The following is a 12,861-nucleotide window of genomic DNA, read 5'->3' as shown; positions in this document are numbered from 1 at the left end:
ACTAAGCTTAAAGCTCAGTTCCTCAAAACTTAAGTACCTTACAAAAATGATTAACCTGTTCAACACGCACATCGAAAGCCTTTCCATACACAGGGTAGGCAATAAAAGCCGCAATGAGGCTATATTTTTATCAGAGCAGCCTTATGGCCTTAATGACGAGATAATGCCGCTGCTCAAAGAATATTTCTTTAAGCCATTCAGGGATAAGGAAGAAAATTATTTCCAGTTTGCGCATGATGTGCACCTGGAATACCATGATATGTATAATATGGTTACGGAAATCTTTAGTAACCCTTCGGCGGTTCATGAGGTGTCTAAAAAAATCACTAAGCACCTTTTTGAGCAGTCAAACCATCCGCATATTAAGAACGGCGAAGTATATGTAGGATATTTTACCAACCTATCTATTGATAATAATGTTGTTGATGCCGTTGGGATTTTCAAGAGCGAAATAAAAACCGACTTCCTACAGTTTGAGGAAAAGGGCAGCAACCTTGAAATGATACTGCAGCAGGGCATAAACCTTAATAAACTTGATAAGGGCTGCCTTGTGTTTAACTACAAAAAAGAAGATGGCTATAAGATACTGACTATTGACAGCAACAGGTACGATGCCCGCTACTGGCTGGAGCATTTCCTTTCGGTAGATGCCTTCCAGGATGAAAATTTCATGACGAAAAAGTACCTTAAGTTCTGCCAGGACTTTGCCAAGGAAGTAGTGCTGCCGGCCGAGGATAAAAAACAGGAAGTGCTTTTTATGAACCGCGCCGTGAACCATTTTGCCAAAAATGATGAGTTTGAGGAAACTAAGTTCCTCAACGAGGTGCTTGATAATCCTGACCTTATACCGGAGTTTAAAAATTACAAAGTAGAAAAAGCCCCTAAGTACAGCATTGAGGATGTTACTACTTTCCCAATTGCCAATGCAGCCGTAACTGATGCCCGGAAGAAGATAAAAAATGTGATTAACCTGGACACCAACATACAGATAAAGCTTGATTTCATAAATCCTGAAAGTGCAGAAAAATTTGTTGAAAAAGGCTGGGACGAGGAAAAACAGATGTATTACTACCTTGTCTACTTTAATAAAGAACAAAAAAGCTAAAAGCTAATGTTTTAATTTACAATATAAAAGGGGCAATATTGTCCCTTTTGTGCTGTTAAATGTATGGTAAACACTTCATAAATCACCAGTATAAGCGTTATTTATGGCTATATTTAGGTTTTATTAAAACGTCCGGTCGGTAAATGTTCACTAAAATTAAGCTGTTACTGCTGTTGCTGCTGCTTGCTTCCGCCCCTGTGGATGCACAGGTAGCCCCTGCACAGCAAAAAGATACCGTGAAAGTGAAAAGGGACCAGATGTATAAAAAACTGGAACATTATTCTAAACGGAAAAAATTTACCAGGTTCCTGCATAAGCTCATTTTCAGGCCTGTAACTGACGAAGAACCGTCAGCTGCGAGGAAAAAAACAAAGAGGCGTACGCCGGAAATGCAGAATACTTTTGCAAAATACCAGGGCAAAACAGTGCGGCGCATACATGTAGAAACGCTGGACCCTTTTGGCTATTCCGTTTCAGATACTGCAAGGATGCCGGATACCTGGGTAGAGCATTTCGGCAACCGGATTCACCTTAAAACCAAGCAGCTGACCATAAAAAACCTCCTCCTTTTTAAGCGCAACAAGCCGTTTGACTCACTGCTGGTAAAAGAATCAGAACGATTGATTCGGAGCCAGCGCTATGTAAGGCGCGTGGTAATACAGCCTAGGCCGACAAAAAGTAAAGATTCAGTTGACGTGTACATACGGGTTCTCGACTCCTGGAGCCTTATCCCCAACGGTTCAGCATCCGCTACAGGAACATCAATACGCATTACTGAACGAAACTTTTTCGGGCTGGGGCATGAGTGGCGTAATAATTTTGACAAGCAGTTCAATACCGGAAAGACAGAATACCTTACCACTTACCGTGTGCCCAATATCATGAACACGTATATAAATGCAACAGTTAATTACCAGTTGTGGGAATTCAATAATTCGCTTAAAAACTTTGGACTTGACAGGGAATTCTTCTCCCCGCTGACAAGGTGGGCCGGAGGCGTTTATCTTGAAGAGCGTTTTCTTAAGGATTCTTTGCCGGATGCGCAGGGCAACTTTGAACTGCAAAATTTTAAATCTAAATCCCAGGATTACTGGGCCGGCTATTCATTTAAAATATATAAAGGTGATACCGAAGAAGAACGTACGACAAGGCTTGTAACCACAGCCCGTTTTTTTAACCGGCAATACACCGAATCACCCTCGGTACAATACGATTCTATAAATTTTTATTCGGATGAAAAACTTTATATCGCCAGTGTAGGTCTCACCTCAAGGGGGTTTGTACAGGATAAGTTCCTCTTTAATTATGACATTGTTGAGGACATACCTGTAGGAAAAATATATGCCTTAACTGCCGGAACACAGCAGAAGAACAATGAGAACAGGATTTACCTTGGCGGCCGTTATGCTTTTGGTAATTATTATAATTGGGGCTACTTTAGCGCGAATGCGGAACTGGGTTCATTTTTCTATAAAAACCGGACTGACCAGACAGTGCTGAGGTTTGAAGCGCTTTATTTTACCAATATTTTAAATTGCGGTAAGTGGCGTTTCAGGCAGTTTATAAAGCCTGTTTTAGTTTTTGGCGACAACAGGCTGCCTATTATTACCGACCAGCTAAATCTCAGTGGCGATACGGGTATACAGGGTTTTGACAGCCCAACACTGCTGGGTACAAAAAAAGCAACACTGACACTGCAAACACAAAGCTACTCCCCCTGGAATTTTTTCGGCTTCAGGCTAAACCCGTTTGCTAACTTTACCTTTGGTGTACTGGGCGACGAGCAGACAAAACTTTATGAAAGCAAAATTTACAGCAAGATAGGCCTCGGCCTGCTCATATATAATGACTACCTTGTTTTCAACAGTTTCCAGTTGTCAATCGCGTTTTACCCGAGCATCCCTAATGTAGGTGAAAATCTGTTCAGGACCAACACGTTCCAGAATACCGATATTACACTGCCAGACTTCCAGGTGGGTAAGCCTGTTGTAGTGCCTTATCGTTAACGGGTGTTATTTATGGTTAGCCTTCAGGTTCTTTTCGGCAAGGGCAACAGCTTCTTCAATACGTTTTTGCCGTGTTTCCGGCCTTTTGGCATTTAATATCCACTCCAGTATTATCCGTTTTGAAGACGCTGAAAACGCCATAAAATTGTCATAAGCTGTTTTGTTCTTATCAAACAGTTGCTGCATATCAGGGGGGATAACACCATTTTCAACATCAACAAGCGCATCCCAGGTACCTGTTTTTTTCGCAATATCAATCACTGCCTGCCCGGCCGGCATTATAAGGCCTCCTGCACTTAAACGCTCCACGCGCTCCCGGTTGGCCTTGCTCCAGTTACTTTTTGGGTTCCGCCGGGAGAAGAACAGGTAGTAGCTCTCCGCGTCATTTTTAGCGGGTTTACTGTCAATCCAACCGAAGCACAAGGCTTCCTCTACGGCCTCGTCATAGTATACACTGGGCTTGCTGCCTGATTTATGATAAATAAGCAGCCATACAGACACCCGGCTTTGATGGTTTTGCTGTAACCATTGGCGCCATTTTTTCCGGTCGGCTGCATAAAAAGAATTAGTAGCGGAAGGCTTTTCCATAAAATAAAAATAATGAAAAAATCCAGTAACCTGTTGTGGTTAAGCTGCTTTAACAAATACTGGCACAATTCGTGCATAATCATTTACGGAGAAACTGATTTATGAAAAGGAAAAATCTTATTTACATGCTTGGGGCGGCAGGGTTGCTGCTCTTTGCTATTGCCTGCCCGGGCTGCTCGGGCATTACTACAGGCTTTAACAAGGTGGCTGATGTTATTTCCAGGCCTGCCGCAAGGGAACTTTATGCGCGTGAACTGAAAGATAACAAGATTATGCTGGAGCAGTGGGAAGCCACTTATAAAATGGCTCTTGAAGACAGCCTGGCCATAACCCTGCCTTATGGAGAGCGGGGTACTTTCAGCTCAGGGCATAATGCTGCCTATAGCTATGTTGTAACGCTGAAGGAAGGTGAAAAGCTTGCCGCCGGGGTGACTACCGATACCCTAAGCCGTGTATTCATAGACGTATTTGAACTGAGTGAAAACGGCTGGCGCCATAGTGAAGATAACGATATGGGTGAAACGGCACTTGAGTTTGCCCCGGCATTTGAAGGCATATTTAAAATAGTGATACAGCCTGAAGTAGCTGCTGGCAGTGACTTTTTTATAAGTCTTAACAAAAAGCCTGTATACGGCTTTCCTGTAGCCGGTAAAGGCAATGCCGCCATAGGCAGCTTTTGGGGTATGGAGCGCGATGGGGGCAAACGCCTGCATGAGGGTATTGATATTTTTGCCAAAAAAGGGACTCCTGTCGTAGCCATTATTGATGGTACCATAAGCTACACAGGTGAGCGTGGCATAGGAGGCAAGCAGGTATGGCTTCGTGACGGGCTTTTTGGCAAATCACTTTATTATGCCCACCTTGATGGTTTTGCTGTTGAAGCTGGCGCCAGGGTTAAGGCCGGAGACACCCTGGGTTATGTCGGTAACACAGGTAATGCCCGTTTTACGCCTGCGCACCTGCACTTTGGTATCTATAGGATGGGTGGCGCTGTTGATCCGCTGCCCTATGTTTATACCGCGCCCATAGTATCGCTAAAGCATTTTCCAAAAACATTCAGGGCTGTAACCTTGCAGGTAAAGGGTACGGCTAACCTGAGGCAGGGCCCGGGTACTGACAGGCCTGTAATTGGCGCTGTTGCGGCAGATGAAAGCGTACTGCTCCTGGGCCAGCATAAGGACTGGCTTCATATAAGAACACCGGCAAACCGCCAGGCTTTTTTGCACAAAAGCCTGGTAAAGCCTGATTAAAATATTTATTTTTTATAGTACTTCCGGATAGTATTTGACGTTGCCGGTTTTTTGGAGAAACTGGCCGGGAATTACTGCTTTTATGGATTAGCCCCGATGGAAANGCAGGGGGAAGGTTGTTACTGTTAAACAGCACTACTTGCTGCCATGTTGCTGTACCTTCAACCTGTACCAGCACCTGTACAAAATCATCAGCTTCCCATGGGGTTGTAGGTGCGGCAGTAGTACTTCCATACTGATTGGCAGCTGCATCAAATTTAAGTTCATAACCTGTAGCAGGTATGCTTATAGCCGGAGATATGAACCAGTCATTCCTTGTATCCTGCCAGATATTGATTGTTGGGGCCCCGGTAGTACCCACATTGGCAAATCCATCATTATACCATGCATTTGTTGCTACTATACTGGCCGGCCCCGTAGCGATATCTCCCCCTGTACCTCTCGACCAGCATTCCGGGGTTGCTGTTGTAAAGTCTTCCAGTAGCGGAGCTGTGAGTGAGTTACAGGTTGAGAAAGACGATGTAGTACATCCTGTAGCTTCACCGTTAGCGTTATATGGTTTTATAGTTACATAGTATGTTGTCCCCGAAAGCAGAGAGCCCAAGTTGTAAGTTGTAACATTGCCAACATCTACATTGTTGAGTATTTCAGTGCCTGTAGGCGTTGTACCAACAGTTAGGCGGTAGCCTGTTGGCAGCCCGCCCTGGTCAGCCCAGGTAAGTACAGATGACGTTATATTTTGTGCTCCGTCTGCGGGGCTTGATAATGTAGTACACGCCGGAGGAGTTGTACTTGGCTGTGTAGCAGAAATATTATCAATATAAACATAATAATCGCCTGTAGCGCCATACTGCAAAAACCACCTAATCCTTACTTCTGAACCTGCTGGTACAGATGATCCCGGAATTGTATAGTTAACGGTTACGCAAGTATTACCTACAGTATGTGTACTGCCATCTACAATGCCGGCATCAATGGTCCAGGTGTTCCCGCCGTCAAGAGAAATCTGGGTAGTAATAGCGCCATCGTATGGGTCGGTTGCTACTGTAGCGGCTGACCAGTCTACAATTTTATAATCAAATGAAATTTCCAGGTCACCGCCATTAGATATTTGTTGCGGTGAAACGAGCTCTCCTTCAGTAACACCAAATTCACCGTCATCATAAAGATTAGCCCTAAATGAAGCAGTAGCACACGATTGTATGGTTGTAACCGAACCCACATCAGCAGTCCATCCTGTAGGGATACCCGCTGTAGGAAAATTTTGCACTATCCCTATCTGTGCAAAACCTGAGTACGACATAAGCAATGCCGCCAGGGAAAAAAATGTAATTTTTGACATAATGTATAATTTAGTTTGATATAAAGATAATTATTAAATAAATATTGCTTAAATTTTAACAAATATTTAATATTTATGTATTTTATATTATTGACACGTGAATTCTTATGTTTTTAATGAATAATTTGCAATATTTAACATTTGCCGCATAATTGAAATCTGGCTTTATTTGGCTCTTTTTGAATAAAGTGTAACTTTGTTTATAAAAATTACCATACATGTATTTTTCCCTAATAATACCGGTTTTCAACAGGCCTGATGAAATAGAGGAGTTATTGCGGAGCCTGACGCTACAGACTTATACGCAGCCCTATGAAATTGTTATTGTTGAAGATGGTTCCTCAGTACCGTGCCGGCATATAACTGATAGTTATAGCCATGTCCTTTCGATATCATATTTTTTTAAAGAAAACAGCGGCCCGGGTGATTCAAGGAACTTTGGCATGTCTATGGCAAAAGGCAACTATTTTATTATATTGGATTCTGATTGTATATTGCCTGGGGATTATCTTTCAAATGTATCAGATGCTTTAGAACGGGATTATGTAGATTGTTTTGGTGGGCCTGATGCCGCCCACTATTCTTTTACTACGATACAAAAAGCCATTAACTTCACCATGACATCCGTATTCACAACGGGGGGTATAAGGGGAAAATCAGAAAAAGTAGAAAAGTTCCAGCCCCGCAGCTTCAATATGGGCCTGTCCCGCGCTGCATTTGAAGCTTCAGGAGGATTTGGCAACATACACCCCGGCGAGGATCCGGACCTCTCGATACGGCTCTGGAAACTTGGTTTTAGAACCAAATTGCTGCTAAATGCGTATGTATTCCACAAGAGGCGTATTGACTGGCGTAAATTTTACCGGCAGGTGAACAAATTTGGTAAAGCAAGGCCAATACTCGATGTATGGCATCCGGGGTATAAAAAGATTACATACCTGTTCCCTTCGCTTTTCATCCTTGGTTTTGCCGCAGCTCTTATAATATTGTTAATTAATATAAAGCTTCCTTTTTATCTTTATATTTTGTATATGGTTTTACTATTCTGCATGTCATGGCTGGAAAACCGAAGTCCTTTAATAGGGATATATTCAGTTATAGCTGCTGCCATTCAGTTTTATGGTTACGGTATCGGGTACCTGCAGTCATATATTAAAGTACAGGTATTGAAGATGGCTCCCGAAAAGGCTTTTCCTGAACTATTTTTTAAAAGATGAAAACAAGTATAATAGGCCTTACGGGCGGGATAGGAAGTGGTAAAAGTACAGTAGCAGCTTTGTTTGGTTCACTTGGCGTGCCGGTATATATAGCCGATGATGAGGCTAAAAAAATATTAAACCTTCCTGAAACGGCACAAGAGCTGGCAACAGAATTTGGTGATGGGGTTTTTACGGAGGGATTACCCGACAGGAAGAAACTGGCAAAAATAGTATTTACAGATCCAGAAAAACTGGCACGTTTGAACAATATTATTCATCCTAAAGTTAGTGCTCATTTTAAAGAATGGGTGAGGCAGAACAAGGCAAAATTTGTTATTAAGGAAGCAGCCATACTTTTTGAAACCGGCAGCTACAGGGACTGCGACATGATTATACTGGTAACTTCGCCCGACGACTTAAAGGTGGCACGTGTTAGGGCCCGGGACCATGTTACAGAAGCCGAAGTACACCGCCGTATGGCAAACCAGTGGATTGATGAAAAAAAAATACCGCTGAGCGACTATATCATTAATAATGTAGAACTGAAGGATACATTACGGCAGGTAAAGGATATATATGAAAAGTTACAAAAAATGTAATTTTCAGGCAAAGTGTTAATATTTGGTTAATACTTCAAAATCATAAATGTTAAAATGTTAAATTTGTAGGGATGAATAAAACTAGGTTCCGCTTACTGGTATTCTTTATGAGCCTGTCATTGATAGGGATAATATTGGTACAGCTATACTGGGTTAATTCATCATTAAAAAACAATGACGAACAGTTCAGGTACCACATGCAGCGCATCCTGGGCAAAGTAAGTGTAAGGCTACAGGAGCAGGAGGCGAGGGAATTCTATGAACTTTATAATAAATACCGGGACAGTACAGGGCAGGAACCCTATCAGGAAGACCTGCTGAGGTACTACAGGAGTAGGGTACAGGGGGCTGAAGATGTTATATATGGCAGCAGCCCTGAGCAGGAAGATTACAGCAGCATGTTCTTTGAAAAAGCCAGCGCAGAAAAGATTGAGGATATTATTGGCAGCAAAGCTGTTAGGGCATTGGGGCGCACGAAAGACAGCACCTCCCGCCGTGTTTGGGATTATGACTATGCCAAGCGGCTCCATTTTGATAACCTGTTCAAGCAGTACAGGGATTTCAGGCCCATTGAAGACAGGGTTACCAAAGAGACCTTAAGCCAGATGCTCAATGCCGAACTCCGGCAAAATGATGTAAATATACCGTATGAATTTGCGGTGTATAACCAGGGCCTGCCCACCAAAATAAAATCAGATAATTTCAGGTGGGATCCTAAAATTACATACGAATCATCTTTCCTTGCGGAAGAGAGGGAGTCCAGGTTCAGGCTTCTTGTCAGCTTTCCCGAAAAGCAGCAGTATCTTTTCTCATCTATATTGGGTATTACATCGCTGTCAATCGTTTTTACGCTGATAATTATAATAGCTTACCTCAGCGCCATTAACCAGCTGATCAAGCAGAAGCAGATATCAGAAATAAAGACTGATTTTATAAATAATATGACACATGAGTTCAAAACACCTATCGCCACCATTAATCTGGCACTGGATGCTATAAAGAACCCAAAAATATTTGAAGACAGCGAAAAAGTACAACGCTACCTGCAAATGATCCGCGATGAAAATAAACGCATGCATGCCCAGGTAGAGAATGTGCTTCAGATATCCAAGCTCGACAAAAAAGAACTGGAAATAACAAAAGAACCTACTGATGCAAACACCATTATAGAAGATGCTGTCGAACATGTCCATCTTATCATCGAAGCAAGGCACGGTTCGCTGACAAGGCATTTAGATGCCGAGCGTACTACAGGATTGCTTAATGATGTCCATTTTACCAATGTACTCGTTAACATTCTGGACAATGCCATTAAATATTCGCCTGATGAGCCCGTTATAGATATTTATACCGAAAATATAAAAGATTTTATGCTGATAAAAATAAAAGACAGGGGCCTGGGAATGTCAAAGAATACCCAGAAAAGGATATTCGAAAAATTTTACAGGGAACACACCGGTGATATACACAATGTAAAAGGCCATGGCCTGGGCCTTGCCTATGTAAAGCGCATACTCGATGACCATAATTGCCAGATTTACGTAGAAAGTGAAAAAGGAAAAGGAAGCACATTTATAATAAAAATGCCACTAATAAATTAAAAATATGGAAGAAACACACAAAAAAATCCTGTTAGTAGAAGATGACCCAAACTTTGGTGCGGTACTCAAAGATTACCTGCTAATCAATGATTTTGAAGTTACATTAGCCAAAAATGGGATGGAAGGCTTTGAAAAATTCAAGAAAGATAATTTCGATCTTTGTATTCTTGACGTAATGATGCCTTACAAGGACGGATACACACTTGCCAGGGAAATCAGGGAAAAAAATAAAGAAATACCCATCATCTTCCTCACGGCAAAATCAATGAAAGAAGACGTACTTAAAGGATACAAGGTAGGTGCGGATGATTACCTTAACAAACCTTTCGATTCGGAAGTATTGCTCATGAAAATAAAAGCAATCATCCAGCGTAAGGCCTCTGAAACAAAAACAGATAATTCCAGGTTTGAGTTCCAGATAGGTAAATTCCACCTTAATTCCAAACTTCGTTTCCTTACATTTGAAAATGACGAGCCTATAAAACTCTCCCCCAAAGAAAACGAATTGCTCAAGATGCTCGCCCTGCATGAAAATGACCTCATGCCCAGGGAACTTGCCCTTACAAAAATTTGGAGGGACGACAACTACTTCACATCCCGCAGTATGGACGTTTACATTGCCAAACTCAGGAAGTACCTTAAAGCCGATGAAGAAGTAGAAATACTAAACATCCATGGCGAAGGTTTCAGGCTGGTCATAAAAAACAAAGTAACCGAAGAAAACCAGGCATAGCCTCCCCATGACCAAATTCCCTTTGTCCGGAAGCAACCTGTGCGGGCCAGCTTCCGGCAAGGGATTTTTTGTATAAAAAAGTTTATCCTTAAAAAATATCAGGAGCAGTATACAAAGCGCATTTTTGTAATCTTCCGGTCCCGTTGTCCGCTGTATCTCCCCGCCGCGAAAGCAGGCGGCGCGGAGGATGCCGCTCCCACCGGGGCTATTACCAGAGCCCTGGCACGCTTTGCAGGCTGTAGGATTCACCACACTATTTCCTATTTCCGGAACAAAATATACTGTATTTATCCCTTTTCTGCAGAAAAGCCAAGTTTTTCAATCAGGTCGATAAGCCTTGAAGAATAGCCAATTTCATTATCATACCAGCCCACCACCTTTACCATTTTATCAATCACGGAAGTCAGTTGCGCGTCAAATAAGCAGGAATGGCGGTTTCCCAGAATATCCACAGACACAATAGGATCCTCAGTATAAGCCAGTATTCCCTTGAGCGGGCCTTCAGCTGCAAACTTAAACGCGGCATTAATTTCCTCAATTGAAACTTCACGTTTCACATAGCAGGTAATGTCAGTTAGCGAACCGTCTGGCACAGGCACCCGTATGCCACCGCCGCCTATTTTACCCGCAAACTCAGGAAATATTTTAGTCAGCGCTTTGGCAGCTCCTGTTGTAGTAGGTACAATTGATTGTGATGCTGCCCTTGCCCTGCGGAGATCTTTGTGAGGCTGGTCATGCAGGGACTGGTCAGTAGTATAGGAGTGCACCGTTGTTATGTAAGCCTGACCTATGCCGCAAAGCTCATTAATGATTTTCATCATTGGCGCCGCGTTATTAGTAGTACAGCTGGCATTAGATATAACCGTTTCCGTCCCGTCCAGTATATCGTCGTTAACACCCAGTACAATGGTTTTTATACGGTCATCTTCAGGCGGGGCAGAAAGGATTACTTTTTTTGCGCCAGATAAAATATGTTTCTGGGCATCTTCGGTGTTTTTAATCCTTCCGGTGGCTTCTATTACAATATCCACACCATATTTTTTCCAGTCAATATCCGCTACATCTTTATAGCTTAAAAAAGCAAAATAGATACCATCCACAAGTAAACCATCATCAGTGTACGATACATCGTTTTGTAATATGCCGTGAATGCTGTCATACTTCAGCAGGTGCGCCATGGTTTTGGCATCGGCAATGTCATTTATGGCAGCCACTTCAATTGTTGGGTGGTCCAGCAGCAGCCGGAAAAGGTTGCGCCCTATCCGCCCGAAGCCATTAATCGCAATTCTTGTTTTTGTGGTCATGTATCAGCCGTAAAGTACGTAAAATAGAAAAGTAACCAATTACCTGAAACTTTAAAACCTGAATCAAAGTATATGCTTCTGCGCCTTGTAAGAAGAACGTACCAGCGCCCCGCTTTCTACATGGCGGAACCCAAGGCCAAGGCCTATCTGTTCATATTTTTTAAACTGGTCCGGGGTAATAAACTCTTTTACCGGCAGGTGCTTTTTGCTCGGCTGGAGGTACTGGCCAATAGTCAGTACATCAAGGTTTACGGCGCGCAGGTCATGCATGGCCTGTATCACTTCTTCTTCAGTTTCCCCAAGGCCCAGCATAATCCCCGACTTGGTGCGGTTTATGCCGCTGGCCTTCAGGTACCGCAATACTTCCAGGCTGCGCTCGTATTTTGCTTGTATACGTACTTCACGGGTTAGCCTTTTTACAGTTTCCATATTGTGAGACACTACTTCCGGAGCCACTTCTACAATACGGTCAATATTTCGCTCTATGCCCTGGAAATCCGGGATTAGCGTTTCAAGCGTGGTATTAGGGTTCATCCTTCGGATGGCTTTTACAGTCTCCGCCCAGATTATGGAGCCGCCGTCTTTAAGGTCATCGCGGTCCACACTGGTAATCACAGCATGCTTTATATTCATGATTTTTATGGAGCGTGCTACTTTTTCAGGCTCATCCCAGTCTACTGTTTCCGGCCTGCCGGTTTTCACCCCACAAAAGCCGCAGGAGCGGGTGCAAATGTTTCCTAGTATCATAAAGGTTGCCGTACCCTCGCCCCAGCATTCGCCCATATTAGGGCAGCTGCCGGAGGTACATATTGTATGCAGCTTGTACTTGTCTACAAGGCCGCGAAGTTCGGTATATTTTTGTCCGGTAGGAAGCTTTACGCGCAGCCATTTAGGCTTCGGTGTCAGCATTCCATTGGAGGCTGTCGGCCTCGCGCTGTCTAAAACAGTTTCCATAGTAAAAACATTAGGGTACAAAGATACGGTATATTTATTTTTTTACTACACCCATCATTACCTTATAACCTGTTATATAAAATCTGCAATGTGTCGCCAAAAAAATAAGGCTATCTCATTAAAATAGCCTTACTTTAAATTGAAGTGGTTTAAACTTATTTGTTAAATAAAAAAGGGTTG

10 protein-coding genes are annotated in these 12,861 nt (G+C 42.8%); 7 read left to right on the top strand and 3 right to left on the bottom strand.

The window, feature by feature from the left end; genetic code table 11:
• Positions 1-46: 46 nt before the first annotated feature.
• Both CHU92_RS08470 and CHU92_RS08465 read left to right on the top strand, forming a co-directional pair.
• Positions 47-1,105: a nucleoid-associated protein gene (locus CHU92_RS08470; RefSeq protein ID WP_094414568.1), complete on the top strand. Its 1,059-nt coding sequence runs from the start codon at positions 47-49 to the stop codon at positions 1,103-1,105.
• Positions 1,106-1,248: 143 nt separating this feature from the next.
• Positions 1,249-3,111: a BamA/TamA family outer membrane protein gene (locus CHU92_RS08465; protein ID WP_094414566.1), complete on the top strand. Its 1,863-nt coding sequence runs from the start codon at positions 1,249-1,251 to the stop codon at positions 3,109-3,111.
• 6 nt (positions 3,112-3,117) lie between these two features.
• Here CHU92_RS08465 and CHU92_RS08460 read toward each other — a convergent pair whose 3' ends face one another.
• A complete protein-coding gene (locus CHU92_RS08460) occupies positions 3,118-3,699 on the bottom strand; it encodes a YdeI/OmpD-associated family protein (protein WP_094414564.1) in 582 nt (193 codons plus the stop codon).
• Between the two features lie 101 nt (positions 3,700-3,800).
• On the opposite strand from CHU92_RS08460, the gene CHU92_RS08455 reads away from it, so the two are divergent.
• From CHU92_RS08455 to CHU92_RS08435, 5 genes are all read left to right on the top strand, one after another.
• Positions 3,801-4,949 carry a M23 family metallopeptidase gene (locus tag CHU92_RS08455; protein ID WP_094414562.1) on the top strand — a complete coding sequence of 383 codons (1,149 nt, stop codon included), beginning with the start codon at positions 3,801-3,803 and terminating at the stop codon, positions 4,947-4,949.
• Positions 4,950-6,509: 1,560 nt separating this feature from the next.
• Positions 6,510-7,508, top strand: coding sequence for a glycosyltransferase (locus tag CHU92_RS08450; protein WP_094414560.1), 999 nt, complete (start codon positions 6,510-6,512; stop codon positions 7,506-7,508).
• Complete coding sequence (gene coaE / locus CHU92_RS08445) at positions 7,505-8,089, top strand: dephospho-CoA kinase (protein ID WP_094414557.1); 585 nt, start codon at positions 7,505-7,507, stop codon at positions 8,087-8,089. Before CHU92_RS08450 ends, coaE begins: the two co-directional genes overlap by 4 nt.
• Positions 8,090-8,160: 71 nt before the next feature.
• A complete protein-coding gene (locus CHU92_RS08440) occupies positions 8,161-9,690 on the top strand; it encodes a sensor histidine kinase (protein ID WP_094414555.1) in 1,530 nt (509 codons plus the stop codon).
• A gap of 4 nt (positions 9,691-9,694) precedes the next feature.
• Positions 9,695-10,423, top strand: coding sequence for a response regulator transcription factor (locus CHU92_RS08435; protein ID WP_094414552.1), 729 nt, complete (start codon positions 9,695-9,697; stop codon positions 10,421-10,423).
• A 287-nt stretch (positions 10,424-10,710) separates the two neighbouring features.
• Here the strand turns inward: CHU92_RS08435 and gap are convergent, their stop codons facing one another.
• Both gap and lipA read right to left on the bottom strand, forming a co-directional pair.
• Positions 10,711-11,727, bottom strand: a complete 1,017-nt coding sequence (gene gap, locus CHU92_RS08425) for a type I glyceraldehyde-3-phosphate dehydrogenase (protein WP_094414546.1) — start codon at positions 11,725-11,727, stop codon at positions 10,711-10,713.
• Between the two features lie 63 nt (positions 11,728-11,790).
• A complete protein-coding gene (gene lipA / locus CHU92_RS08420; RefSeq protein WP_094414545.1) occupies positions 11,791-12,681 on the bottom strand; it encodes a lipoyl synthase in 891 nt (296 codons plus the stop codon).
• Positions 12,682-12,861: the final 180 nt, after the last annotated feature.

It is taken from the genome of Flavobacterium cyanobacteriorum (genome assembly GCF_002251835.1).
In the GTDB taxonomy this organism is placed as follows: Bacteria; Bacteroidota; Bacteroidia; order Flavobacteriales; family Flavobacteriaceae; genus Flavobacterium; species Flavobacterium cyanobacteriorum.
Note: the sequence above shows the minus strand (reverse complement) of the source record. Positions and strands in the feature narration are given on the sequence as shown.